General features: G+C 70.3%; 20 protein-coding genes. 3 read left to right on the top strand and 17 right to left on the bottom strand.

All coding sequences use genetic code 11. The features are described from left to right. The first annotated feature begins 34 nt into the window (after positions 1 to 34). Entirely contained in the window at positions 35 to 1534 is a 1500-nt protein-coding gene (locus CCO04_RS01465; protein ID WP_215812316.1) for an aldehyde dehydrogenase family protein, read from the top strand. On the opposite strand, the gene CCO04_RS01460 is transcribed toward CCO04_RS01465, so the two are convergent. The 12 genes from CCO04_RS01460 to CCO04_RS01405 form a co-directional block, all read right to left on the bottom strand. Then, positions 1485 to 2744, bottom strand: a complete 1260-nt coding sequence (locus tag CCO04_RS01460; RefSeq protein WP_215812315.1) for a CdaR family transcriptional regulator — start codon at positions 2742 to 2744, stop codon at positions 1485 to 1487. The genes CCO04_RS01465 and CCO04_RS01460 overlap by 50 nt on opposite strands. Beyond that, complete coding sequence (locus tag CCO04_RS01455; RefSeq protein WP_215812314.1) at positions 2744 to 3226, bottom strand: hypothetical protein; 483 nt, start codon at positions 3224 to 3226, stop codon at positions 2744 to 2746. The genes CCO04_RS01460 and CCO04_RS01455 overlap by 1 nt, the downstream gene beginning before the upstream one ends. Further along, a complete protein-coding gene (locus tag CCO04_RS01450) occupies positions 3223 to 3708 on the bottom strand; it encodes a hypothetical protein (RefSeq protein ID WP_215812313.1) in 486 nt (161 codons plus the stop codon). The genes CCO04_RS01455 and CCO04_RS01450 overlap by 4 nt, the downstream gene beginning before the upstream one ends. Further along, complete coding sequence (locus CCO04_RS01445) at positions 3705 to 5036, bottom strand: MCE family protein (protein WP_215812312.1); 1332 nt, start codon at positions 5034 to 5036, stop codon at positions 3705 to 3707. Before CCO04_RS01445 ends, CCO04_RS01450 begins: the two co-directional genes overlap by 4 nt. Continuing rightward, positions 5036 to 6244 (bottom strand): MCE family protein, encoded by a 1209-nt coding sequence (locus CCO04_RS01440; RefSeq protein ID WP_215812311.1) that lies wholly within the window; start codon positions 6242 to 6244, stop codon positions 5036 to 5038. The genes CCO04_RS01445 and CCO04_RS01440 overlap by 1 nt, the downstream gene beginning before the upstream one ends. Further along, positions 6241 to 7302 carry an MCE family protein gene (locus CCO04_RS01435; protein WP_215812310.1) on the bottom strand — a complete coding sequence of 354 codons (1062 nt, stop codon included), beginning with the start codon at positions 7300 to 7302 and terminating at the stop codon, positions 6241 to 6243. The genes CCO04_RS01440 and CCO04_RS01435 overlap by 4 nt, the downstream gene beginning before the upstream one ends. Further along, positions 7299 to 8291 (bottom strand): MCE family protein, encoded by a 993-nt coding sequence (locus CCO04_RS01430; protein ID WP_215812309.1) that lies wholly within the window; start codon positions 8289 to 8291, stop codon positions 7299 to 7301. The genes CCO04_RS01435 and CCO04_RS01430 overlap by 4 nt, the downstream gene beginning before the upstream one ends. Further along, the gene (locus CCO04_RS01425) at positions 8288 to 9361 is read right to left on the bottom strand and encodes an MCE family protein (RefSeq protein ID WP_215812308.1); all 1074 of its coding nucleotides are present in this window, start codon (positions 9359 to 9361) and stop codon (positions 8288 to 8290) included. The genes CCO04_RS01430 and CCO04_RS01425 overlap by 4 nt, the downstream gene beginning before the upstream one ends. Then, a complete protein-coding gene (locus CCO04_RS01420; protein WP_215812307.1) occupies positions 9358 to 10542 on the bottom strand; it encodes an MCE family protein in 1185 nt (394 codons plus the stop codon). The genes CCO04_RS01425 and CCO04_RS01420 overlap by 4 nt, the downstream gene beginning before the upstream one ends. A 7-nt stretch (positions 10543 to 10549) precedes the next feature. Then, positions 10550 to 11374, bottom strand: a complete 825-nt coding sequence (locus CCO04_RS01415; RefSeq protein ID WP_038683112.1) for an ABC transporter permease — start codon at positions 11372 to 11374, stop codon at positions 10550 to 10552. 1 nt (position 11375) lies between these two features. Next, entirely contained in the window at positions 11376 to 12128 is a 753-nt protein-coding gene (locus tag CCO04_RS01410; protein WP_215812882.1) for an ABC transporter permease, read from the bottom strand. Positions 12129 to 12199: 71 nt separating this feature from the next. After that, on the bottom strand, positions 12200 to 13954 hold the full coding sequence (locus CCO04_RS01405) for a GMC family oxidoreductase (protein ID WP_215812306.1): 1755 nt from the start codon (positions 13952 to 13954) through the stop codon (positions 12200 to 12202). A gap of 326 nt (positions 13955 to 14280) precedes the next feature. Between CCO04_RS01405 and CCO04_RS01400 the strand changes: the two genes are divergently transcribed. Continuing rightward, on the top strand, positions 14281 to 15516 hold the full coding sequence (locus tag CCO04_RS01400; RefSeq protein WP_215812305.1) for a CdaR family transcriptional regulator: 1236 nt from the start codon (positions 14281 to 14283) through the stop codon (positions 15514 to 15516). 5 nt (positions 15517 to 15521) lie between these two features. Here CCO04_RS01400 and CCO04_RS01395 read toward each other — a convergent pair whose 3' ends face one another. Further along, on the bottom strand, positions 15522 to 15716 hold the full coding sequence (locus CCO04_RS01395; protein WP_215812304.1) for a ferredoxin: 195 nt from the start codon (positions 15714 to 15716) through the stop codon (positions 15522 to 15524). After that, positions 15716 to 17167, bottom strand: coding sequence for a fatty acid desaturase (locus tag CCO04_RS29455; RefSeq protein ID WP_215812303.1), 1452 nt, complete (start codon positions 17165 to 17167; stop codon positions 15716 to 15718). Before CCO04_RS29455 ends, CCO04_RS01395 begins: the two co-directional genes overlap by 1 nt. Positions 17168 to 17321: 154 nt before the next feature. Here CCO04_RS29455 and CCO04_RS01385 point away from each other — a divergent pair, with 154 nt between their 5' ends. After that, positions 17322 to 17657 (top strand): hypothetical protein, encoded by a 336-nt coding sequence (locus CCO04_RS01385; RefSeq protein WP_215812302.1) that lies wholly within the window; start codon positions 17322 to 17324, stop codon positions 17655 to 17657. Here the strand turns inward: CCO04_RS01385 and CCO04_RS01380 are convergent. The 3 genes from CCO04_RS01380 to CCO04_RS01370 all read right to left on the bottom strand — a co-directional run bounded on the left by CCO04_RS01380 (position 17641) and on the right by CCO04_RS01370 (position 25018). Beyond that, positions 17641 to 17880, bottom strand: coding sequence for a hypothetical protein (locus tag CCO04_RS01380; RefSeq protein WP_215812301.1), 240 nt, complete (start codon positions 17878 to 17880; stop codon positions 17641 to 17643). The genes CCO04_RS01385 and CCO04_RS01380 overlap by 17 nt on opposite strands. A gap of 284 nt (positions 17881 to 18164) precedes the next feature. Then, positions 18165 to 18455: a hypothetical protein gene (locus CCO04_RS01375; RefSeq protein ID WP_374196933.1), complete on the bottom strand. Its 291-nt coding sequence runs from the start codon at positions 18453 to 18455 to the stop codon at positions 18165 to 18167. Next, entirely contained in the window at positions 18455 to 25018 is a 6564-nt protein-coding gene (locus tag CCO04_RS01370; RefSeq protein WP_252372669.1) for an HYD1 signature containing ADP-ribosyltransferase family protein, read from the bottom strand. The genes CCO04_RS01375 and CCO04_RS01370 overlap by 1 nt, the downstream gene beginning before the upstream one ends. Positions 25019 to 25031 lie beyond the last annotated feature (13 nt).

Raw genomic sequence — 25031 nt, 5'->3', positions numbered from 1 at the left:
CCTGCGGGGATGCGCGGTCCCGAGACTGGGCGCCATGACGACGATCGCGGTCGAGAACCCTGCCACCGGACAGGTCATCGGCACCGTCCCCGACCTGAGCGCGGACGACGTCGCGGCCGCGGCCCGCCGGGCCCGCGCCGCGCAGCCCGCCTGGGCCGCCCTCGGATACGACGGCCGCGCGGCCGTCCTGCGCCGGATGCAGCGCTGGATCGTCGACCACACCGACGAGGTGGTCGCGACGATCTGCGCCGAGACCGGCAAGGCCTACGAGGACGCGCTGCTGGCCGAGGTCAACTACGGCGCCGCGGCGTTCGGCTTCTGGGCCAAGGAGGCGCCGCGCTACCTGGCCGAGACCAGGATCCGCTCCAGCCAGCCGCTCGTGGCGGGCAAGCGGCTGGTCCAGCGCTACAAGCCGCTGGGCCTGGTCGGCGTGATCGGGCCGTGGAACTACCCCCTGACCAACTCGTTCGGCGACTGCATCCCCGCGCTGGCCGCGGGCAACGCGGTGCTGCTCAAGCCGTCGGAGGTGACGCCGATGACCTCGCTGCTGCTCGCCGAGGGCCTGGCCGCGTGCGGCCTGCCGGACGGCGTCTTCGGCGTCGTCACGGGCCGTGGCGAGACCGGCGCGGCGCTGGTCGACGAGGTCGACATGGTCATGTTCACCGGCTCCACCGCGACCGGACGGCGGGTCGCGGCGCGGGCCGCCGAGCGGCTGATCCCGGCGTCCCTGGAGCTCGGCGGCAAGGACCCGATGATCGTGCTCGCCGACGCCGACCTCGAGCGGGCGGCCACGCACGCGGCGTACTACGCGATGTTCAACTGCGGCCAGACCTGCATCTCGATCGAGCGCTGCTACGTCGAGGAGCCCGTCTACACCGCGTTCGTCGAGCTGGTGACCGCCAAGGTCGAGGCGCTGCGCCAGGGCGTCCCCGGCGGACCGGGCAGCGTCGACGTCGGCTCGCTGACGTTCCCCCCGCAGGTCGACGTCGTCGACCGGCACGTGAGCGAGGCGCTCGCGGCGGGGGCACGGGCGCTGACGGGCGGCGTACGCCCGGAGCGCGAGGGCCACTGGTACCCGCCGACCGTGCTGGTCGACGTCGACCACTCGATGGCGATCATGCGCGAGGAGACGTTCGGCCCGACCCTGCCGATCATGGCGGTGCGCGACGCCGACGAGGCCGTGCGGCTGGCCAACGACTCGGAGTACGGGCTGTGCGCGTCGGTCTTCGGCCGCGACCTGGCCCGCGCCGAGGACGTCGCCCGCCGGCTGGAGGCGGGAGCGGTCACCGTCAACGACGCCGTGGTCAACTACACCGCGCTGGAGCTGCCGATGGGCGGCGCCAAGCCCGCGTCGGGCATCGGGCGCCGCCACGGCAAGGACGGCATCACGAAGTACTGCCGGCAGCAGTCGCTGCTGGTCTCGCGCCTGCACCTGCGCCGCGACGTGCACACCTATCCCTACCGGGGCGGGCGCACCCGCGCGATCAAGTCGCTGCTGGGTCTGCTGAACCGCGGGCGGCCGGGACGGTCATGAACGCCGCGTGGCAGCGCAGCGCGACGTCGACGGCGGTGGCGTACTCCCCCAGGCGCCGGCCCATGAGCTCCTCGGCGCGCTCGACCCGGTAGCGCACGGTGTTCTTGTGCACGAGCAGGTGCCGGGCCGCGCCGTCGACGCTGCCGGTCGAGAGCAGCGCGCGCAGGGTCGCGCGCAGCCGCTCGGCCTGGTCGTCGGGCGCGGCGAGCCGGCCCAGGGTGCGGTGCACGTAGCGCCGCATCGCCTCCCCGTCGCCGATCAGCGTCATCAGCTCGACGTCGGTGAAGAACGTGATCGGCGCGGGCCGCTCGGCGGCGAGCACGAGCCGCTGGGTCGCCAGCGCCTCGCCGTGCGAGGAGCAGAACCCGTCGACACCGGGCGCCGGAGCACCGATGGTGGCGAGGATCCGGCGCTCGCTCAGCCAGCCGGCGCAGTCGGCGAGGGGCGTGAGGTCCGGAGCGTCCGACGAGGTGATCCAGGCCCACAGGTCCCGCCCGCCGGGGTGGACGACGAGCGGTTGGCGCAGCCCGAGCGCGGCGGTCAGCGACTGCGCGGCCTGCGGCAGGTCGGCGATCCGGGTGTCGTCGTCGGTGTGCAGCAGCACCGCCGTCTGGTACGCCGACACCGGGTGCCCGCCCAGCCCGGCGGAGATCTCGCGCGGGTCGACCGCCGTACCGGCCAGGACGGCGCGCACGACCTCGAGCCGGCGGGCCGCGTCTCCCTGGCGGATCCGCTCGACCTCCTCCTGGTAGAGGCTGACCGACTGCTCGACGGAGCGGTCGAACCACATGCTCGACCGGGTCCAGAAGTGCACGAGGGCGTCGGCCTCGGCCACGCCGGAGGCGGTCGCCTCCTTGACGGCGGCGGTGATGAACTCCCAGACCGCCTGCTCGCCGGCCGTGTAGATCTGGAAGATCACCGGCAGCGGGTAGCCGTGCTGGGCCACGACCAGCGGCACGTGGCGCGCCTCGTGGACCAGGTGGAAGGTCTGCTCCGGCTGGCCGAGGTTGGCCAGGAACGAGCGCCAGTGCGCGTCGCAGGCATCGCGCACGACGCCCTGGAGCGCGGCGTCCTCGCGGACCTCGGGCACCTGGTCGACGATCCGGCCGAGCACGTGCGCCACCCATGCGTCGACGGCCGCGCCCTCGGACTCGACGCCGACGAACTCGCCGACCCAGCGGCGCAGGTCGCGGTCGAAGGACACCAGCATCAGAGCGGCTTCAGGCCGGCGATCTTCCAGCCCCCGCCCGCCGGTTCCATCGTCACCTCGACCCGGCTGCCCGAGACCGACGAGTCCTTGGCACCGGTCGTCGTGGTCTGGGTGAGGAAGAGCAGGACGACGACCCGGTCGCGACCGCCCGAGACGACACCCGCGGCGCTCACGGTGGCGGCGGTGCTGATCGTGCGCTTCGAGGCGTTCGGCTTGACGACCTCGTCGAGGATCTTGCCATAGTCGTCGGCGAACGAGCCGGTGGTCTGGGCGCGGGCCCGGGCCAGGTCGTCGTCGAGCGTCGCGGCGTCGTAGCTGAGCAGCTCGGGGACGCGCTTCTCGGCGGCCGCCAGGGCCCCGGCGCGGGCATCGGCGGTCGCCGTGGCCCGGTGCGCGCCCACGCCGGCGACGACCGCGGCGACGAGGGCCAGGACCAGGACCGCTCCGGCGACGAGTCCGGCGCGCTGCTTGAGGGCGCTCATGCGACAAACTCCAGTCCGGCGACGAGCCAGTCCCCGTCGTGCTTCTGCAGGTCCACACTGAGCCGGTAGTTGCGCGGCTCGGCGGCCTTGGTCTGCTTGTTCTGCACGGTTCCGGCCGCCGCGACGATCACGGTCGCCCGGTCGCCGGCGAGCTTGACGACGCCGGTCGAGACCGCGTCGCCGCTGGCCTGGACCTGGTTGTCGGCGAGCGCCTTCGTGAGCCGGTCAGCCTGGGCCTCCAGCTCCTTGCGGAACTCGGCGGTCGCTCCGGCGAGCAGCTTCTTCATGTCCGCGTCGGACGTCGAGCCGCTGATGTCGATGAGTCCCTCGACCTCGCTGGTGGCCGCCGCGGAGGCCGCGGCGATGTCGTCGACCCGGCCGCGCTCGTCCTGCCAGGCCAGCGCCCGCTGGCCGGCGAAGACGAGCAGGGCGACGGCCAGCAGACCGGCGGCGCCGACGGCGTACCGGCGGCGGGCGCTCATCGGAGCCCCAGGGGTGCCAGCACCAGGATCTTCCACAGGTCGTCTCCCTCGGTCTCGTCGGTCGGAGCCGTCGCCGTCTTCTCGCCCCCGCGGCCGACCGCGAGGTCGTAGGCGACCGTGCCACCGGACTCGGGCCAGATGCCGTTGCGGAACCGGATCCCGCACGCGGCCGGCGTCGGGCCGCGGTCGGTGCCCTGCGGGCACGGCAGGTTGCGGGCACCGCGGATGGCGGTCGGGTGCTCCGGCGGCAGCTCGCAGTGGGCGAGCGTGTCGACGTCGCGGACCTCGGTCGCGCGCGGGTTGCGGCGCTCCCGCGCGTCGAGGTAGCCGCTGCGGCAGGTCGGCGGGTTGTTGAGCGCGGCCCTCAGGTCGAGCTTGACGTCACCCTCCGCGGCACGCGGGTTGATCGCCGACTGCAGGCGGGCGACCAGCGACGGGTAGACGACGAGCGTCTGGCGCACCTGCGGCAGGTAGGTGTTGAGCACCTGCGCATTGGTCGTCAGGTTGGCGAGCATCATCGGCAGCACCGGCTGGAGGTCGCCGATCGTCGCGGTCGCCGCGTCGAGACCGCCCGGTCCGGTCTCGAGCAGCCCCCGCAGGGCGGCGCTGTTGTCGGCGGCGAGGACGCCGGTCACCTGGTCGAGCTGCCGGGCGTAGTCCTTGGTCGCCGGGCCGAGGTCGCGCTGGGTCTCCAGCACCGGCTGCAGCGCGGAGATCAGCGACGTGGTCGCGTCGATCTGGGACTGCGCCTCGGTGAGCAGCTTGCCGGAGGCGTCGACGAGCTCGTTGAGCTGCGGCCCGGTGCCGCCGAGGCCGTCGTCGACCTGGTCGAGCACCCGCTTCGTCGCCTCCTTGGGGACCGACTCCAGCAGCCGGTTGACCGAGTCGAGGACCGGCGTGATCTGGGGCATCTCGACGGCCCGCTCACGCGGGATCTCAGCACCCTCGGCGAGGACGTCGCCGTCCTTCGGCGCACCACCGCGCGGGTCGACGAGGTCGATGTACTGCTCGCCGATCGCCGAGGTGCTGTGCAGCTCGGCCGAGGCCCCGGCCGGGACCTTCGCGTCGTTCTCCAGCCGCAGCGTGGCGATGGCGCCGTGCTCGGTGACCTCGAGCTTGGACACCTCGCCGACCTCGACGCCGCGGTAGGTCACGGCCGCCTTGGGGTAGAGCCCGCTGGCGTCGGCGAAGTCCACCCGGACGTCGTACACGCCGATGCCGAGCATCGCCGGCACCCGTGCGTACTGGAAGAACGCGAGCCCGAGCGCGACCGCCGCGAGCACCGCGAAGATGCGGAGCTGGCGCTTGATCAGAGGGGTGAGCAGCATCAGCAGGCTCCCAGGATCTTGCCCAGCAGACCGCAGCTCTTCGGCTCCTCGGTCGGGGTGGGCGTGGGGGTGGGCGCGGGCGCCTGCGTCGGGCCGTCGGTGGGCGCGGGCGTCGCGGGGGCGGTCGGCGTACCGCCCGTGGGCGGAGCCAGCGGACCCTCGACGGGATCACCGGCCTGGAGCGCCGGCGGGGTGCCGATGAGCCCGAGCCAGCTGCCGAGCAGGCTCTGGCCGCGCAGGTCGAGGGTGGCGAAGAGGTTCGCGTAGTCGCCCTTGAGCGCGTTGCGCGCGGTCATCACCGGGAACGGGATCGTCAGGCCGATCTTGAGCGCCTCGGGCAGCGACTCGCTGGCCTTGCCGAGCTGGGCGAGGATCGGGCCGAGCGCGTCGAGGTTGGCGAGCAGCGCCTCCTCGCTCGCCCGGATGACCCGCACCGCGCGGTCGCCGGCCTGGCCGGTCGTGGTGACCGCCTTGACCAGGCGGTTGCGCTCGCGCTCCAGGACCTGCAGACCGGGGGTGATCCGGTCGATCGCGGTGGCGATCCGGTCCTGGTCCTTGCGCAGGCCGGCGCTGAGGCTGTTGAGCGAGTCGAGCGCGGTGACGATCTCGGTGCGGTTGGCGTCGAGGACGGCGAGCAGGTCGTTCGCCCGCCGGATCAGGCCGCGCGTGTCGGGGACCCGGTTGCGCAGCGCGGTCGAGAGCTCGCCGGTGATCGTGCTGATCTGCGAGAGACCGCCGTTGTTGAGCAGCAGCGCGACCGCGCCGAGGACCTGCTCCGTCGCGGGATAGGTCCCCGTCTGCGCCACCGGTACGACGGCCCCGTCGGCCAGCCGGCCGCCCGCGGACTCCTGCGGCGCGGCCACCTCGACGTACTGGGCGCCGAGGAGGGTCTTCTGCCCGATCGAGAACACCGCGTCGGCCGGCAGCGCGACGTCGTCCAGGAGGTGCAGGGTGACCACGGCCTCCCAGCCGTCGGTGGTGATCTCGCCGACGGTGCCGATCACGACGTTGTCCTTCTGGACCGTCGAGTTCGGGACGAGGTTCTCGATCTGGTCGAAGTGGACCTCGACCGTGTAGCCGTCGTCCCCGACGGCGACCTGGCCGGGCAGCGTGTTGTCGTTGGGCTGGATGTCGCAGCCGGTGGTCAGCAGCGCGGCGGCGAGCAGCGTGGGCACCAGCCGGCGCGTCCAGGTGCGGGTCCGGGTCATCGCCGGCCTCCCGTCAGGTCGAGGCCCAGCAGGTCGGCGAGCGGCTGCAGGACCTTGGCGCACTGCTCCGCCGTACCGCCGACCCCGAGAACCGCGCCGCACAGCAGCTGCGGCACGTTGTCGAGCGCCGAGAGCGTGGCGCGTCCGGTGATCGCCTGGCCCTGGATGGTGTTGCTCAGGTCGATGAGCGCGTGCGGCGCGACGTGCAGGACACCGGCCATCTCGTTGGACCGGTCGGCCAGGGCGGCGGCGAGCAGGTTGACGTCCTTGGTGGTGCTGCGCAGCCGCTTGCGGTGCTTCTCGAGGTAGGTGTCGGTCGCCGCGAGCACCTTGGCCAGGTCCTCCAGCGCACCGCTGAGGTGGGTCCGGTTCGTCGCGAGGACCGCGCTCACGTCGTCCAGCTCGGTCGTGAAGCCCCGCACCGCGGCGTCGTTGAGCGCGAGGTTGCGGGTGAAGGTGTCGAGGTTCTTGATCGTCGCGAACAGGTCCGAGCGACCGTCCGAGAGTGCCGTCGCGGCGCCGCGCAGCTCGGCGATCGAGGTGCGCAGCTGGGTGGAGTTGCCGTCCTTGAGGCTCTTCTCGAGCGCGGTGATCGCGACCGCGAGCGGGCCCGCCTTCTTGCCGGCGTCGGGGCCGAGCGTGGTGGCGAGGTCCGTGAGCTGCTGCTTGACGTCGTCGAAGGTGACCGGGACCGCGGTCTTCTCCAGCGCGATGGTGGCGCCGTCGGCCATCCGGTCGCCGCCGTCGTACACGGGCTCGAGCTGGACGAACCGGCCGCTGACCAGGCTCGGCGAGACGATCGCGGCGTGCGCGTCGGCCGGGATCGGCTGCCCCGAGTCGACCTTCAGGGTCACCAGGACGCCCTTCGGCTCGTTCTCGATCTTGTCGATCCTGCCGACCTTGACGCCGAGCACCTTGACGTCGTCGCCGACGTTGAGGCCCTCGGCGCTGGCGAAGTACGCGCGGACCGTCGTGCTGCCGCTGTCGCGCTGCCACAGGAGCACACCGGCCACGAGGGCGGCGACCACGAGCGCGAGGAGGATCTTCTTCACGGTCACGGGATCACTCCGGACAGGATCGGGGCGAGGGTGCCGGGGGCGGTGAGGTTCTGGATGTACGCGTCGAACCACGGGCCGCTCGAGATCGCCTCACCGAAGGCGGTCGCATAGCCGCGCAGGCCGTAGATGCTGTCCTGCAGGTCCTTCTTGTTGCGGTTGAGCACATCGACGACCCCGTCGAGCTCGTCGAGCGCCGGGCCGAGCACGTCGTCGGTGTCCTTGAGCAGCGCGCGGAGCTCGGTCGACAGCGCCTGCGCGCTCTTGAGCAGGCTGACCACGACCTCCTGCCGGGCGTCGAGCTCGCTCAGCAGCGAGCGGCCCGAGCCGAGCAGCGAGGCGATCTGCTGGTCCCGGCTGGCCAGCACGCCGGTCACGTTGTCGGCGTGCGCGACGAGCGAGCGCAGCTCGTCGTCGTTGGACGAGACCGCCCGGGACAGCGCGGTGATGCCGTCGAGCGCGGGACCGAGGTCGGGGCTCGACGCGTTGAGCGTCGTCGAGGCCTGGTCGAGCGCGGCGGCGAGCTGTGCCTTGTCGATGTCCGCGGTGGTCTCGGTCAGCTCGTTGAGCGTGCTCGTCAGGTTGTACGGCGACGAGGTCCGCTCCAGCGGGATGGCGTCGCCGGCGCGCAGCTCCCCGCCCCCACGCGGCTCCAGCTCGACGGCGGCCCGGCCGAGCAGCGTGATCGTGATGATCCGCGCCTCGGTCTCCTCGCCGAGCACGATGTCCCCGTCGGTGAGCACGATGTCGGCGACGACGTGCTGCCCGTCGAGCTGCACCGCACGGACCTTGCCGACCTGGGCCCCGGAGATCATCACGGCATCCCCGCCCTTGAGCCCACCGGCCTCGGCGAACTGCACGTGCAGGACGTCGCTGTTGCCGATGAGCGGCAGCCGGTTGATGTTGAGCGCGGCGAGCACCGCCAGCACCAGGACGACCGTCCCGACGAGGCCGCGCACGGCGAGCCGGTCGGGGCTGATGACCCGCGTCATGACTTGCACCTCGGAGCGTCGGAGTAGATCCACGGGGTGATGACCTGGGCCTTGCCGAGACCCGTCTCGATCCGCACGCCGCAGAGGAAGAAGTTGAAGAAGTTGCCGTACGACGCGGTGTTCTGGATCGCGCGGTAGTGGCTCGGCAGGTTCTTCAGGACGGTCTGGAGCACGTCGGCCTTGCGGTTGATGCCGCGCGCCGAGAGGGCCAGGCCCTGCAGGTCGGTGCGCAGGTCACCCCGCGCCCGGCTGGCGAGCGAGGCGGCGTCCGTCGCGAAGCGGTCGATCCGGGTCGCCGCGTCGAGCACCTGGGTGTCCTGCTTGTCGAGTCCCTCGAGCAAGGTGTCGAGGCGGTCGAGCATCCGGCCCACGGTCTCGCCGCGGTCGTCGATCGTGCCGAGGACGCTGTTGAGGTTGCGGATCACCTGGCCGATCACTTCCTCGCGGCCGCCGATCGTCGTGGTGAACGACGCGACGTGCTGGACGAGGGTCGCGACCGCCGCCTGCTGACCCTGGAGCACCTGCACCAGCTGGCCGGACAGCTCGTTGACCTGCGTCGGGCTCAGCCCCGCGAAGAGCGGCTTGAAGCCGTTGAGCAGCGTGTCGAGGTCGAGCGCGGACGCGGTCTGGACGGCGGGCAGCGTGCCGCCGGCCGCGAGCGGCTCCGCGGCCTCGCCCTCGTTGTCACCCGGGGTGAGCTGGACGACCCGGTCGCCGATGAGGTTGCGGTACTGGATCGTCGCGCGGGTCCCCTTGGTCAGCCGCTGGCCCTCGCGGACGTCGAAGGTGACGAGCACGGTGCTGTCGCGGCGTACGTCGATGCCGGTCACCTTGCCGACGTCGACGCCGGCCACGCGGACCTCGTCGCCGACGGCGAGGCCGGACACGTCGTCGAAGACCGCGCGGTAGTCGTCCCGGCCGCCCGGGCGGTACTCGCCGGTGACCGCGGCGACCCAGACCGTGAACACGGCGGCAACGACGAGGAACGAGGTGAACTTGATGAGGTCGGAGCGCTGGCGGCGCTTCTCCGGGCTCAGCCGGTGGGCCCGGTTCGTGGCACGGTTCGTCACGGGAGGTTCGTCCCTCCCTTGAGCAGGCCGAGCAGCGTGTCGACGACCGCCTGGCTCGGCGTGGGCTGCGGACCGACGTACGGGTTGGCTCCGGAGCGGAACGACGGCGGCGGCACCATGCCCTCCTCGGGGGTGACGTAGGGGAGCCCGTAGCAGGCCGGGCCGTTGTCGGCACCGAGCTGCGGCAGGTTCTCCTCGTAGGTGTACGGGTCGCGGCCCGGCACCACGCGGGTGTACGTCGTGACGCCCGGGTGGGTGCCGCCGACGGCGGCCTCGGCGAGCTTGTTCGCCGACGCCAGACCCATCAGGAGGCAGGGCAGCTCGGGCGAGTACCGCTCGGCCACGGCCGAGACCGGCTGCAGCAGGCGCAGCGAGGTGACCAGGCCCTGCTCGGAGTCGCGCAGGAGCGTGCCGGCGCTGTCGCTGAAGCCGGTGAGGCTGCGCTCCAGGGCCCGCAGGGAGGCCTGCTGCTTGACCAGCGTCTGCGAGACCGTGCCGGCCTGGGCGAGCGCGTCGACCAGGTCCGGCCGGGCGATCGCGTAGACGTCGGCGACGTCGTCGGCCACCCGGAGGTCGGCACTGAGCGTGCGCAGCGACGGGTTGAACGAGCGCAGGTAGGCGTCGGTCTGGGTGATGAGCGCGCCGATCAGCTCACCGCGCTGCTCGACCGCGCCGGCCACCGCGGTGAGGGCGGAGTTGACCTCGGCCGGGCGGGCGACGTCCAGGACCTTGGTGAGGTTCTCGAACGCCTCGTCGACCTCGACGGTCACCCGGTCGGCCGGGATCACCGCACCGGCGCGGATCTTGGCGCCACCGCCGCTGTCGGCCGGCGGCGTGAGCTGGACGTACTTGGCACCGAACGCGGTCGGCGGGACGATCTGCGCGGTGACGTCCGCGGAGACCCGGTCGACCTTGTCGGCGTCGATCTTGAGCTCGATCCGGACCTTCTCGCCGTCCGACTCGACCTTGCCGACGCGACCGATCTCGACGCCGCGCAGCTTGATCGGCGCTCCCGAGGCGAGCGTCAGGCCGGCCCGGTCCGCCTCGACCGTCACCAGGACGTTGTCGTCGAAAGCCCCGCGGTACTTGGCGATCGTGCCCGCGACGAGCGCGGCGACGAGCGCCAGGAAGATGAACCCGTAGACGACCTGGCGGTCGATCCGGTGGGCAGAGCTGCTCATGCGTCCCTCACCCCGCGATGTGGACCGACGGACCGCCCCAGACGGCGATCGCGAAGATCAGGTCGATGAACATGGTGCAGATGAGCGCCGAGCGCACGGCCTTGCCGACCGCCTTGCCCACGCCCGCGGGCCCTCCCGACGCGCGGAAGCCGTGGTAGCAGCAGATCGAGACGATGACGAGCGCCATCAGCGCGACCTTGACCATCGCCAGGAACAGGTCGCTGGAGATGAGGAAGGTGTCGAAGTAGTGCTGGTAGGTGCCCGGCGCCTGGTCGTACCCGACCGTCACGACCAGGTACGTCGCGAGCCAGCACATCATCAGCGCGATCGCGAAGAGCGGCACGACGGCGATGAGGCCGGCGATGATCCGCGTGGTGACCAGGTAGGGCACCGGCGGGACCGCCATCACCTCGAGCGCGTCGATCTCCTCGCTCACCCGCATGGCGCCGATCTGCGCGGTGAAGCCGGCGCCGACCGTGGCGGTGAGCGCGATGCCCGCGATGATCGGCGCGACCTCGCGGGTGTTGAAGTACGCCGAGAAGAAGCCCGACAGCGTCGAGACGCCGATGTTGTCGAACGACGTGTACGCCTGCAGGCCGACCTCGATGCCCGAGGCAGCGGTGAGGAAGCCGATCACCAGCACGGTGCCGCCGATGAGCGCGAGCGCGCCGGACCCGAGGGAGACCTCGGCCAGCAGCCGGACGACCTCCTTGGGGTAGTGCTTGAGCGCGCGCGGCATGTGGGCGTACGCGTTGCCGTGGAAGCTCAGCTGGTCGCCGAGGTTGCGCAGCGACGTCGTGGGCTTCGCCAGGTGGCGGGAGAGCTGGGACATCTCAGGCTCCGAGCTTGATCTGCAGGAACAGGGCACTGATCACGCTGTTGGCGGCGAAGAGCAGCATGAAGGCAAAGACGACCGTCTGGTTCACGGCTTCACCGACACCCTTCGGCCCGCCCTTGGCGTTGAGCCCGAGGTAGCAGGCGGTGAGGCCGGCGAGCATGCCGAAGACGGCGGCCTTGGCCTCGGAGGCGAGGAAGTCCGGCAGCCCGACCAGCAGCGTCAGGTCGGACAGGTAGAGCCCGGGGGTCGCGCCCTGCAGGACGACGGAGAAGAAGTACCCGCCGACCAGGCCGACCACGGTCACCATGCCGTTGAGCGCGACACCGACGAGCGTCGACGCGATCACCCGCGGTACGACGAGCCGCTCGATCGGGTCGATGCCCAAGGTGACCATCGCGTCGATCTCCTCGCGGATCTTGCGGGAGCCGAGGTCGGCGCAGATCGCCGTCGCTCCGGCGCCCGCGACGACAAGGACGCTCACGATGGGCCCGATCTCGCGGACCACCGCGACGGCGGCGCCGGCACCGGCGAGGTCGACCGCGCCGATCTGGATGAGCAGCTGGTTGACCTGGAAGATGATGACGACGCAGAACGGGATCGACACCAGCAGCGCCGGGCCGAACGAGACCGTGGTGATGAACCAGGCCTGGGAGATGAACTCGCGGAACTGGAAGCGCCGGGTGAACATCTGCGCGAAGACCTTGCCGACGAAGCTGTAGAAGTCGCCGAACGTGCCGAGCGTCTTCATCAGGAAGGTCGAGCGGAGTGCGTCCCGGGCGACCTGGCGGGACTCCTCGGTCAGGCCGGCGGGAGCGGCGGTCACGCGGTCGCCTCGCTCGGCTCGCCCTGGTCGCTCGTGACGACGTAGAGCGGGAGACGCAGCGCAGCCGGTGCGGTCGGGGGCACAGCCGGCCGCACCGGCGCGATCGGGGAGAGCCGCTCGTAGCCGGCTCCGAGCGCGGGCCGCTGGTCGGCCTCGCCCTGGTTGGGCCACACCGCCATCGCGCGCTCGGCCTGCGCGGTGATGGTGAGGCTGGGGTTGACGCCGAGGTTCGCGGAGATCGCGGCACCGTCGACGACGTGGAGGCCGGGGTGGCCGTAGACCCGGTGGTAGGCGTCGATCACGCCGTTCTCGGCCGAGTCGCCGATCGGGCAGCCGCCCAGGAAGTGCGCGGTCATGGGGATATTGAAGATCTCGCCGGCGCTGCTGTAGGAGCCGCCGTCGATCTTGTCGCTGATCCGGCGCACGACCTCGTTGCCGACCGGGACCCACGTGGGGTTGGGCTCGCCGTGACCCTGCTTCGAGGTCAGCCGCACCTTGCGGCCGCGCCGCTTCGGGAAGACGGTGATCGAGTTGTCGCTGGTCTGCATGACGAGCGCGATGATCGTGCGCTCGGGCCAGCTGCCGAGACCGGCGTACGTCGAGAGCAGCAGGCCCGGGTGGCGCACGGCCTGGCCCAGCCAGCGCAGCCAGCGCGGCACCCGGCCGCCGCCGTCGGTCATCAGCGTGAGCAGCAGGCCCATCAGGCCCGAGCCCTTGCCGTAGCGGACCGGCTCGACGTGGGTGACCTCGTCGGGGTGGATCGACGAGGTGATCGCGACGCCGTGGTGGAAGTCGTGCTGGTCCTTGCTGCGCAGCTTGGTGCTCGACGCGCACAGCGCCTCGGAGTTGGTCCGGGTCAGGTAGCCGAGCCGCTCCGAGAGCCGGGGCAGGTCGCCGGAGCGCCGCATCCCGTGCAGCAGCTCCTGGGTGCCCCAGGTGCCGGCCGCGACCACGACCTGGGCGGCCGCGATGCTCGTCGTACGCCGGGCGGAGCCGCCGGAGCGGTGGGTCACGACGTCGTACCCGCCGCCGGGGCGGGGCTTGATCGCGGCGACCGTGGTGCGCTCACGGACCTCGGCACCGAGCTTCTCGGCGAGGTAGAGGTAGTTCTTGAGGAGCGTGTTCTTCGCGTTGTGCCGGCACCCGGTCATGCACTCGCCGCACTCCAGGCAGCCGCGGCGCTCGGGCCCGGCGCCACCGAAGTACGGGTCCGGGATCGCCGCGCCCGGCGTACCGAAGCAGACGCCGACCGGCGTCGGGCGGTAGGTGTCCCCCACGCCCATCTCGTCGGCGACCTGCTTCATCACCTCGTCGCTCGGCGTGACGGTCGGGTTCTGGACGACGCCGAGCATCCGGCTGGCCTGGTCGTAGTACGGCGCCAGCTCGGCCTTCCAGTCCGTGATGTGCGCCCACTGCGGGTCGTTGTAGAAGGCGTCGGACTTGGGCTGGTAGAGCGTGTTGGCGTAGACGAGCGAGCCGCCGCCCACACCCGCGCCGGCGAGCACGACGACATCGCGCAGCAGCCGGATCCGCTGGATGCCGAAGCAGCCCAGGCGCGGCGCGAACAGGAACTTGCGCACGTCCCACGACGTCTTCGCGAACTCGTCGTCCTCGAAGCGCCGGCCGGCCTCGAGCACGCAGACCCGGTAGCCCTTCTCCGCAAGGCGCAGCGCCGTCACCGAGCCGCCGAAGCCGGAGCCGACGACCACCACGTCGTACGCGAAGTCTGCGGCGCGGTCGTCTGCGTGCATGGCGAAGCACCCCCATGAGAACGGCCGAGCCCCTGTGCCGGGCTGACCTGTGAGCGCCCATCTCACTCGGTGACGGGGGTCACGCTCTCGTGGCGGCGGTCCAAAGATGGACTAGGCCTTTGTCCCGGTGCACAAAGACGCAGGTCACGCCCTAGGGGGTGACCTGCGGGTCCGCGTCGTCGCGAGCGTCTCCGGCGGCCGATCCGGCAAGGCGGAGGAGCGAAGGCGGGCCGGAGGCCCGTCGAGTCTCCGACAACGCCGCCGGATCGAGTCGCCGGTGGCGCGCAGCAGGCGCGGATCCGCAGGTCACCCCCTAGGGTGACCGGGTGAGCAGCGAGTCGATGCCGTCGGACCTGGCACCCTGGCTGCTGGCGTACGTCGCCGAGCAGGCCCAGCCCGACGAGGTCGAGATCTGGGTCGACCGGGTGACCAACGCGATCCTCACCGAGATGCCCGAGGTCGGGGCGGTCGAGGGGCTGCCCGAGCAGGTCCGGATCACCGTGCGCGAGCACTGGCTCGCGTTCCTCGGCGACTTCGCGCAGCCCGAGCAGCACTTCCACCTCGTCGAGGCCGCGCGCCGGCTCTCGGTCGAGCTGGCCGACCGGCAGCTGCCGCTGGAGATGCTCATCCGGTTCTACCGGGTGGCCCAGCAGGAGGTCTGGGACTACGTCAGCGAGCTGATCAAGGCGCTGCCGCCGGGCGACTTCGACCGGGCCGACCTGCTCATGTACTTCTGGAACCGGGCCGGCGTCTGGCTCGACCAGTCGATCACGGAGTCGATCGCGGCCTACCAGGCCGCGCGCTCGCGGGTCCTGGCCGGAGCAGCGGCCCAGCGCTACGAGTCGGTCCGCTCGATCCTGGCCGGTGAGCTCGGCGACGCTCGCGAGGCCTCGTCCGCCCTCGGCGGCTACCCGATCTCGGTGCACCACACGGCCGTCGTCCTCTCCGTGGGGGACGCCGAGCGCGCCGGGACCCTGGAGCAGCTCGCCACCGAGCTCGCCCGCCGCATCGGCGCCGCCAGTCCCCTCGTCGTCAAGCCCGGCGGCCGCCAGCTCTGGATGTGGCTCGGCACCCGCGACGCCCCCGACCTGACCGCGCTCGCCGCCCTCGCCGCCACTCCCGGCTCGCTGGCCCACGAGAGCGTGGTCGTCGGCGTCGGCTCGGCCACCCCCGGCATCGCCGGCTTCGTCGCCTCGCACCGCGAGGCCCAGGGCGCCCTCCGGGTGACCACGCCCGACACGTCCGGCTGGCTCGCGCTCTACACGGACGTCGAGCTCCCCGTCCTGCTCGGCTGCTCCCCCGAGGTCGACCGCTTCGTCGCCCGCGAGCTCGGGCCGCTCGTCGGCGAGGACGAGAGCACCCAGCGGATCCGGGAGACCCTCACGGCGTACCTCGACAGCGGCGGGAGCGCCGAGGAGGCGGCCCGCGCGCTCGTCGTCCACCGCAACACGATCCGGTACCGGCTCGGGCAGGCCGAGGAGATGCTCGGCCACCCGATCGCCCGGATCAGCCCCCAGCTCGCGGTGGCGCTGCGCCACCACGAGCTGTTCCACCGGGCCTAGCCGCCCTAGCCCTCCAGAGTCAGGGCCAGCACCGGGCAGGCCTGGACGGCGGCGAACACGTGCGCCCGGTCGGCCTCGGGCGGCGCCTCGTCGAGGACCTGGACCAGCTCGTCGTCCTCGTCCACCTCGAAGTAGTCGTTGGCCATGGACTCACACATCCCGAGGCCCTCGCACTTGGCCTTGTCCGCGACGATCCGCATCACGCACCGACCTTGTGCCGCGGCTCGACGGCCTTGAAGTCGACCTTCTCGCGCACCCCGCAGTCGGGGCAGCACCAGTCGTCCGGGATGTCCTTCCAGGCCGTGCCGGCGGCGAAGCCCTCGAGCTCGTTGCCCTCCGCGACCTCGTAGGTGTACTGGCAGCCGGGGCACTGCGCGGCGAGCACCTCGCCCTCGAACTCATGGGCACTGGTGTCGGCCTGGACGGCGGCCTCCGCGGCGACGACCTCGGCCGGCACGGGGTACTTGCGCAGCAGCTTCTCGCGCTTGCTCGCCAGCACGTTGGCCTGGCGGATGTCGCCGTCGTAGTGGGCGACGACGCGCTTGTCCATGAGCGCCCGGAACGCCGGCGGGAACAGCGCCACGACGATCATGCCGGTGTAGCCGGTCGGCAGCACGGGAGCGTCCTTGAAGTCGCGCAGCGTCTGGTAGCGACGGGTCGGGTTCGCGTGGTGGTCGCTGTGCCGCTGCAGGTGGTAGAGCAGCACGTTGGTCGCGATGTTGTTGGAGTTCCACGAGTGCGCCGGCGTGACCCGCTCGAAGCGCTGCTTGCCCTCCGCACCGACCTTCTGGCGCAGCATCCCGTAGTGCTCCATGTAGTTGACGACCTCGAGCAGCGAGAAGCCGACGACCGCCTGCAGCACGAGGTACGGCAGCAGCCCGAGCGGGTTCACGTCGTACGCCAGGCCGAGCCAGAGCAGGAGTCCGCCCCAGAGCGCCACGGTCATCAGCCACGCGTTGAGCACGTCGTTGCCGAGGTGGAACGGGTGCGTGCTCTTGCGCTGGTAGCGCTTGGCCTCGAGCTCCCACGAGCTCTTCAGCGAGCCGGCGACGGTGCGCGGCCAGAACCGGTAGACGCTCTCCCCCATCCGGCTCGACGCCGGGTCCTCGGGCGTCGCGACCCGGACGTGGTGCCCACGGTTGTGCTCGATGTAGAAGTGGCCGTAGAACGTCTGCGCCAGCGCGATCTTCGACGCCCAGCGCTCCACCGACTCCCGCTTGTGCCCGAGCTCGTGCGCGGTGTTGATGGCGACGCCACCGACCACGCCGATCGAGATCGCCAGGCCCACCTTGGCCGCCACGGTCAGGTCCGCGGTCGCGAGGAACCACATCGCGATGACGAAGCCGACGTACTGGACAGGGAGGTAGAGGTAGGTCACCCACCGGTAGAAGCGGTCGTTCTCCAGCGCCTCGATCACGTCGTCGGGCGGGTTGGTGCTGTCGTACCCGGCGACGAGGTCGATGAGCGGGATCAGCGCGAAGAACACCACCGGCGTCAACCAGAACCACAACGAGCGGTCGGTCGCCTCGAAGAGCGCGATCCCCACGAGCGGCGTGGCCGGGACGACCAGTCCCAGGATCCACAGGTAGCGCTTCTTGTCGCGCCAGGGAACGGTCGTGCCGTCCGTTCCACACGTTGCGTACTTCGCCATCGGGTGCCTCCTCGGATCGGGCGACGGCTTCGTCGTCGTACCGTCAACGGTCGCAGCGGGGCACCCCACCGCTCTCGGGCCGCCTGCACAACCTTGCGCGGGGCCGTTGGCAGGTTGCACAACGGCCCGCGGGGGCGCCCCCTAGGCTCCCGCCATGGCTCGCCAGTACCTCGACGACGCGCACGGACCCGACGGCGTACGGGTGACGATCGCGATCGAGCCCGGCGGGGCCCGCTTGGAGCGCAACGGCGACCGCCTCGGCGTGCGCGTGCGCGTCCCCCGCTGGATGCGGTGGCTGCGCCCGCACGTCCTCGGGCCGTTCGCCGCCCGTCGTACCTGGGTGGTGGACGTGGAGGCGGACTCCGGCTGGCGCGTGCGCCTGCGCCGCCCCGAGCGCCACGAGGCCGTCTACCTGGCCAAGAGCCTCTGGCACGAGGTCAACGAGGGCGGCCTGCCCGCCCTGGAGGCAGCCGTCAGCGCAGCAGGCTGAGCAGGCTCAGCAGCACCGGCACCGCGAACGCGAACAGCAGCACCCACGCCACCACCCGGTGCGAGCGCTTGCGGCTGTCCAGCGCCCCCGCCAGCTCGAGCATCGCGCCGTCGGGGACCGACCGGCTCAGGCCCATCCGGCGCGCGTCGTCGGGGATGTGATCGGCCTGGGTCCAGGCGACGGCTCCCGGGTCGTCGGGGCCGTCGTCGTCGCGGCGCTCCATGGCGCGGATCGTACGTCCTATCGGACGGGACCGACAGAGTGCCCAGTCAGTGTCGGCAGCATCGGGGCCGGCGGACCCTCGAAGCCGCACGTCACTCCCGTCTGCGTGGCATGGTCGACCTCCACGGTGCGAGACCAGCATGACCTCTGCAGAGAGTCCCTCATCACATGTCGCCGAGAGCGCGCTCTCGGCGACACCGACTGGGGTCGCCTCACCGACCGAATCACCACATGGCGGGCGCGTTTCAGTTCTGGGTACCTCCGTGGGACCCGCGGTCAACAGGCCTAGGTCAGCTCGAACCATTCCATGGCTTTGCTCCAAACTGTGTCGAACTCTTCCGCAGTGATCTCCTCTGCCAAGAACTGACGGTCATCGTTGATTTCGTCAAGGGACGGCACTCGATCCAGCCCTAGGAACGTCCTTCCGGTTTCAATACCGTTGCCAGCGAGGTCGAGATGACCGTCTGCGTACTCGTCGACTTTTCGAGTCTCCCAGCCGTCACCGTCAATCTCGCTGAACAGCACAACGGGAAACTCCGCGAGGCCGTGTCGCCAATGGACGCGTTGGTACCTCACTAGTTCCACCCTGCACTAACAAGGCGCTTGGTGATGTCCAGCGGCTCCCCAGACTGATTCACGTACACCCCTTCCCGCCCCTTGACAATGCTCAGACCTGAAACGTCGATCTCCAAGAAGTTGGTGAACTTCCGACCCTGAAACGGAATGCCCAGGAAACAGGCCGAAAGCTGAGCACAAGTCTTCGTCCCGGGAAGAATATCGGTGAGATACTGACCATCGCCGTACCGTGCGTCCTTAGGACTGACCTTTTTCAAGGACGGGTTTAGTTTTCCGCTGTCAAGAATTCCTCGCATGCCGGCTTCGTCAGTGTAGTGGAAGAGGCTCAGTCCACCCTTTCCTGCTGCGGGCGCGGTGCGTGCCGCCCTCGCTGCCGTCGCTGCCATGCCTCCACTGACCGCTGCGAGCGCGATGTCGGCAGCGAGCCACGCGCAGTCGGACTTGCTCTTGTCGATGACGCAGCCCTTCGCGTCCTGCACGGGCGAAGTGATGATGCCGATGAGAAGGTCACGCATCCCCTTCTGGATGGATGGTCCGAAGTTCAGGCTGTTGAGAGCGCGAGAAATCGGATTGGAACCGGAGAAGCTGAGGGTGAGACCGCTCTCGTCGTCGCCCTGTCGGTCACGAACAGGAACGTCCTTCGCACCGGGCCCGACGTATCCGAATCCCGGGACGTAGTAGACGGCCCCGGACGTCGTCGGCGGCCTGCCTCCGGACGAGGACGGTGGCGGCTGCTTGCCAACCGACCAGGCACCGGTCTTGGGGTCGCGATTTGAGTTGACGCACGGCTCCCCGTTGCACAGGGGATACAGGCCAGTCGGATCGGAGTACGTGACGGGGTTGTTGTTCGCGTAGTTGTAGCCGTTGGCCTGCGTCGGGTCCGCGGGGTTGAGCAGTGGGTCGACGCTGGTGAATCGGCCGGTGGCCGGGTCGTACGAGCGAGCACCCATGTCCACCAGGTCGGTGACCGGGTTCTCGGGCTTGTTGAGGAAGGTCCGGTCGTCGATCCACGGCTCCGGCTCGTCGGCACCGAGCGGGTTGCCGTACGGGTCGAAGGCGCGGCGTTCGACCACGGGTGTGGTCGAGGAGCTGAACGCGGCATAGGTCAGCTGTGTGGTGCCGTGCGGGTCGGAGAGCGTGAAGACCGGGTTGTTCTCGTTCTTGCGCATGGCGACCTGCTGGCCAGACGCAAGGGTGTAGTACCTGGTCGTAGCGAGAGTCTTGCTCCCACCCGTCTCACTCAGCGTGAGCTGTTGGCCCGGAAGATAGAGCGTCGTCTCCGTCGTGCTGCCCCGGCGATCGATCCGCAGCAGGTGCGCACCATCGACGTCATTGACGTACTCAGTCGTGTCACCGTTGGGCGCGGTGACGGTGCCCAGACTGCCATCGTCTCGATAGCCGAACTTCATGTCTCCTGCAGGCGAGGTGATGGTGTCGGTGGCACCCGTCGCCGTGTACGTCGCGCTCTGCGTCGACGGGATGCTGGCGACGACCCCGGTATCGCTGCTTGCCGTACTGCCTGAGGTGGTTGCCGAACTCAGCGCATGCGGATGTCCGCTGACGCCGTTGTCGTACGTCGTGACGGCGTCGTCGGCAGTGCTCCCCGGCAACGCGTGGATCGTCTGCGTTGTACGTGAGCCGGCGGCGTCGTGGGTCCACGACTCCCAGAACGGGGTCACTCCCCCGATCACGGAGTCCGAAGGGTTCGCGGCGCAGCTGTCGGTCGCGCTCCAGGCGTCGGTGAGCTGTTGCAGGCTGTCGTAGCGGTAGCAGGTGGTCTGCGTGGGCGCGCCGGCCGGACCCTGGGTGTCGACGACACGGGTGGTGTTGCCGACCTTGTCGAACGTCGCGGCGACGTTCTGGATCTGCGGCTGGGCGAACTGGCCCGTCATCAAGGTGTTGGTGATCCACCGGTTGTGCGGATCACGGGTGTAGGTGAGCGCACTGGTGGCGTCGTTGACGCCGAGGACGTACTGGCTCGCCTCGCGGAGCGGCGTGTAGGTGGCGCCGGTGAGATAGGCGTTGTCTCCCGTCAGGCCTTCCTCGAGGCCGAGGGGGGTGTACCAGTGAGTGAGCTTCTCGAAGTACATCCCCTGGTTGATCGCCGAGTCACGCGTGGGCGCCAGCGTGGTGGTCGCGGGCAGGCCAGTGGGGTTGTAGGTACGACGGGTCGCGTACTTCGGGAGCAACCCGGGGACGTCGAGCGCCAGCTCCGTGCCCGTCGGTTGTCCCGCCGGCGTGTAGCCGAGGACCGTGTTGGTGTAAGTCCGACTCTGGCTGCTGGCTTGGTCCACCACGTAGGAGCTGGTGGAGGTGAGCTCGCCCTTGACCAAGGTGTCGTACGTCCAGGACGCGGTCTTGCGTCCCGAGGCGGGGGAACCCGCATATCGGGCGGTCGGACGCCCCCACGAGTCGTAGGTCGAGGAGACGATGCGCCCCGCAGCGTCCGTCGTCGATGTCGGTGAACCGGCATCGTCATAGCTGGTCGTGGACACGCCACTGTCGGGATCGTCGGCGGTGACCTGGCGGCCGAGGAGATCGTAGGTGTTCGTCCAGGTCGCGCTCTTCGCCGTCCCCGCGGCCGTCGACATCGATGCCACGCCGCCTGTCGGAGCGTAGGAGTACGTCGTCCGGTTGCTGTCCGCGCTGGCGAAGGACGAGGCCGTCACCGGCTCGGTGTACCGGCGCAGCTCCGTCGTCTGGCCGAAGCCGTTGACCAGGGTGGTCGTCGCGACCGCGCCGCTGGGAGGCAGCACAGTGGTGCGGTCCCCGCCATGGATGATGCTGGTGGTGGTCTCCGGTTGGGCCGCAGATCCCTTCCACCGCTGAGTCTTCGTCGTCCGGCCCGCCCGGTCGTAGAGCGTGGTCGTGCGGGAGTCGATGTTCGCGTCAGCCGTCGTGAGAACGGTGGAAGACGGAGCGCCCGACGTGTACCAGCCGTCGTTGGTGCGAACCACCCAGCCATGAGAGTCGACGAAGGAGTCGGTGATCACTCGCCCCCCTCCTGGGGCGTCGGTCTGGGTCTGCCGCGGGATTCCTCGTGAGTCGAGGATGACGACGGTCGTGTCGTATCCAGGAGTGTCGCCGTTGCCGGGAGCGACGAGAACCTTGCTCGTCACAGCAAGCGGCGCACCGGTGCCGAACTGGTAGGCGTACGTGGCAGAGGCGGTCTGCGTTGCCTGTGCTCGTCCGGGATTCCAGACGGCCGTGTACCGGCCGAGCGCGTCGATCGTCGCCGTGGTGATGCGCCCGGCGGCATCGGTCGACTTGAGCGGGACGCCTCGCGCAGGGTCGAGTGTCCGCGTGGTCGTGACCGCTCCGGTGATTCCGGGCATGGGCGGCAGGGTCGTCGTGACATCGGTGAGCATGCCGCCGGCGCTCGTGCCGTAGGCGTACGAAGTCGTCCGAGCCGTCGTCAGCACGGTGGCCCCATCCGGGTAGACCGTCTGTGTCTTGACCCGGCCAGCCGTGTCAAAGGTCGCTGTCGCGGTGGCGTAGCGGATGCTCCCGCTGTCGTTGCGCGTGGCGGTCTCCGTCTTCGTCACGTCACCGGCGCTGACATTGGCGCCCCCCAGCGCGGAACCTCCGTCGTAGTACGAACGACTGCGAGAGACCAGCTCTGCGCCAGAGTCACAGTTCTGCGCGTAGACCGACAGCTCAGCGGGCGCATTGCGAACCCACGTCGTGGCGTTGTCTGCGTAGGTGGTCTTGGTGCAGGTCGTGGTCGCAGCGCCGGTACCGCCCGTGGCGCTGACGGTCACCTTGTCCGGCCGTTGGATGAAGGTCTCAGACGCCGACGCAGGCACGAACGTCGTTGCTGTGGTCTTGACCAGGTCGGTAGCGCCAGCACCGGTGCCGACCGCGGTGTCCACCGTCTTGACGGTCTGGACGACGCGAGCCTTGAGGTCCGGCAGTCCACTGCGGTTGCGAGTGGCAGTGGTCACGAGCACGTCGGGGGTGTTGCGCGTGTTGGAGACCTCCGTCGCGCCATCGAAGCCCTGGATCTCGGCGGGCATGCCGGCGAAGGCGTCGGTGTCGGTGATCTGCTGTCCCCGCGAGTTGGTGAACTCGACGTTGCGGTTGCCGCCGCCCGAGAGCCGGTCTCCGTTCATGCCCAGGTAGTAGGTGGTCCTCGAGCGCGTGGTCTGGTCGCTGGTGCCGTTGGGCGAGTTGTTGTTGGTATCACCGGTAACCGTCTCGACCGTGCGATAGCCACGCCACTGCGACCACGTACGACGGGCCGCCTTGACGACCTCGTTGTCGTCGAAGTGCCACCCGGGGCTGCTGTAGGTGTACTTCGTCTGCTGCATCGGCGTCAGATTGTTGGGATCGATCTCGACGACCGACATCACGGCGTACTTGTGGAAGTAGTCGAGCGTGGGCGACGTCTGGAAGGGAGGCACCCAGTTGACCGGGTAGCACGCACGGTCGTTGTCGTCCGGCGCCGCGGGCATGTTGCCCACCGAGCACCACAGGGAGGGAAGGTTCGCACCGTCGCTGTAGACGACCTGCGTCCGCGCCCCGGTCTCGGCGACGATCTGGGTGAGCCTGTCGTAGCCCATGTCGGGCAGCGCCTTGTAGCCCTTGACCCGGCTGTCGAGAGTCAGGTACCCGAACGTAACGGGCGGCAGGGCGAGGGTCTGCCCGGCGGTCGTCGCGGTCCGGGTGATCCGGTCCAGGTTCAGGGTCTGCGTCGAGGAGCTCTGGCTCCACGTGTAGGCGAGAGCGTAGGAGTCGACGTTCACGTAGGCGGTGCCGCTGTAGTAGCTAGCGGTGATGTTCGACAGCTTCTTGCGGGTCCAGAACGTGGGCCAGTTGATGGTGCACGTACCGCCGGTCGCAGTGCAGCTCTGGTCGACGGGGACGTCCGGCCAGTTCTTGCTGTTCGCCACCACGAACTGAGCATCGGTGCAGGTGATCGCGCCCGTCGGGTTGCACCGCTCCTGGACCGTGAAGGAGACCCGGTTCGGCGGGTTGGCGACCCCGTAGATGGAGTTGCTGGCGTTGGTGATGCCGTAGTCGATCCGGGTGAGGTAGCCACCGCGGTCGTACGCCGTGCGCGTCGTCGTGCCAGACGGGACGAAGTAGCCGACCTCGTTCGCGTAGTAGTAGGCGGCGACATTGCGATGGGTGTCCTCGACCATGTCGAGGTTCCACCGCCACGTACGGGTGCATCGCTTGGCGGCACATCCGTCGGCCGCGGTGCCACCGTAGACCGGCACGTTCCACGCCGACTTCGTCGCCTTCGCCGTCGTCCCACCGGGCAGGACGTTGGCGCCGAAGGTGTAGCGGGTGCCGTCGGTGGTGGTCACCCTCCAGTACTCCCCGCCCTGACCGCCGTTCTGGGCACCGGTGAGGCGCTCAATGCGCTCACCGCCGTCGCCCTCGGGCCGGATCTTGCCGGTCGTGCTGTCGACGACGAGCGCCTGCGTGCCACCTCCGGGCAACCGCAGCGTGAGGATGTCGCCACCGGCCCAGCACAGGCCCTTGTCGGTCGACGAAGGCGTGACCTCCTTGCAATTGCGGAAGGTCCGCTCGATGTAGCCGGGTTGGTAGTCGAAGCCCAGTCCGGTCCAAGACGACTGCGGGTTGCTGTTGGAGCTGAGTCCGTCGACGGCCGCCGAGTTGTAGGCGAGGGCGACTCCGGGAGCGACTCCGCCCGCCGCGGGCTGCGTGACGGTCACCGGGTAGCTCCAGTTGAAGCTGCCGGACGAGCCACCATGACTCCACGAACCCGACGGCTCGAGGTTGCTCGCCGTGTAGTCGCCCTGAGAACCGCCCGGGCCGGCCACGGCGGCGACCACGGTGGCATTGGCTGAGCTGCTGGGCACAGCCGCGCGTGCGCTGGGGTCAGCGCTCGGAGTCGGGTCGGCGGGATCCGCCGGGGCACCCGGCGTCTCGACCTCGCCCACGAGAACGTCGTCCAGGGTCGCCGACACTTCACGATCAGTTCCATCGTTGACGCTGTCGGCCAGCGGAGTCTGCGTCTGGCATGCGGGACGCTCCGGGGTGGTCAGGGCGCACCCCGGTAGCGTCACGAGCTGCAGACGGGATGCCCAGTCGTTGCCGCCCACCCGGGCGAGCTCGTCGTAGTCGAGAGCGAACTCCGCTCGGGTGTCCGAACCCTCCTCGGCCGTCACGGCAAACACCAGACCAGGAGTTCCGAGCTTCGCGGCGACCTTCGGGTCGACGAGTCCTACCCGGTACCGACCATCAAGGTCCGAACCCGCCCGGCCAGCCCCGCGCACCCCCGCCAGCGGCGCTCCGTCCCACGCGCCAGCTTGGTCGACCTGATCGATGCCGGCGGCCTTGCCGGGTTCTGCGGTCTGAATGACTGTCCAGGCGCTCGGCAGCCTGCCGCGCTTGCTCACCGACTTCGGCGTACCCGAGGCGGGGGGACGGCCCCAGGACCTGCCCGCCTGGCTGTGCGGGACCGGCTTGTAACGCTGGGCAGCCGGAACATACGGCTTGTCCTTGCCTGCCGCCGACGGCGCGCCCGGCGCGACTTGGAGCGCGGTGATCACCAGCGCGATGAGGACAAGCAGGCTGATGCGTGAGCGCATGTTCTCCACCCGG

This window comes from Pimelobacter sp. 30-1 (assembly GCF_018831735.1).
GTDB lineage: Bacteria > Actinomycetota > Actinomycetes > Propionibacteriales > Nocardioidaceae > Nocardioides.
This window is presented reverse-complemented; position numbering and strand designations above follow the sequence as displayed.

Coding starts and splice junctions, on each gene's coding strand:
- CCO04_RS01465 (WP_215812316.1), top strand. CDS start 35: ATGACGACGATCGCGGTCGAGAACCCTGCCACCGGACAGGTCATCGGC.
- CCO04_RS01460 (WP_215812315.1), bottom strand. CDS start 2,744: ATGCTGGTGTCCTTCGACCGCGACCTGCGCCGCTGGGTCGGCGAGTTC.
- CCO04_RS01455 (WP_215812314.1), bottom strand. CDS start 3,226: ATGAGCGCCCTCAAGCAGCGCGCCGGACTCGTCGCCGGAGCGGTCCTG.
- CCO04_RS01450 (WP_215812313.1), bottom strand. CDS start 3,708: ATGAGCGCCCGCCGCCGGTACGCCGTCGGCGCCGCCGGTCTGCTGGCC.
- CCO04_RS01445 (WP_215812312.1), bottom strand. CDS start 5,036: ATGCTGCTCACCCCTCTGATCAAGCGCCAGCTCCGCATCTTCGCGGTG.
- CCO04_RS01440 (WP_215812311.1), bottom strand. CDS start 6,244: ATGACCCGGACCCGCACCTGGACGCGCCGGCTGGTGCCCACGCTGCTC.
- CCO04_RS01430 (WP_215812309.1), bottom strand. CDS start 8,291: ATGACGCGGGTCATCAGCCCCGACCGGCTCGCCGTGCGCGGCCTCGTC.
- CCO04_RS01420 (WP_215812307.1), bottom strand. CDS start 10,542: ATGAGCAGCTCTGCCCACCGGATCGACCGCCAGGTCGTCTACGGGTTC.
- CCO04_RS01415 (WP_038683112.1), bottom strand. CDS start 11,374: ATGTCCCAGCTCTCCCGCCACCTGGCGAAGCCCACGACGTCGCTGCGC.
- CCO04_RS01410 (WP_215812882.1), bottom strand. CDS start 12,128: ATGAAGACGCTCGGCACGTTCGGCGACTTCTACAGCTTCGTCGGCAAG.
- CCO04_RS01405 (WP_215812306.1), bottom strand. CDS start 13,954: ATGCACGCAGACGACCGCGCCGCAGACTTCGCGTACGACGTGGTGGTC.
- CCO04_RS01395 (WP_215812304.1), bottom strand. CDS start 15,716: ATGCGGATCGTCGCGGACAAGGCCAAGTGCGAGGGCCTCGGGATGTGT.
- CCO04_RS29455 (WP_215812303.1), bottom strand. CDS start 17,167: ATGGCGAAGTACGCAACGTGTGGAACGGACGGCACGACCGTTCCCTGG.
- CCO04_RS01385 (WP_215812302.1), top strand. CDS start 17,322: ATGGCTCGCCAGTACCTCGACGACGCGCACGGACCCGACGGCGTACGG.
- CCO04_RS01380 (WP_215812301.1), bottom strand. CDS start 17,880: ATGGAGCGCCGCGACGACGACGGCCCCGACGACCCGGGAGCCGTCGCC.
- CCO04_RS01370 (WP_252372669.1), bottom strand. CDS start 25,018: ATGCGCTCACGCATCAGCCTGCTTGTCCTCATCGCGCTGGTGATCACC.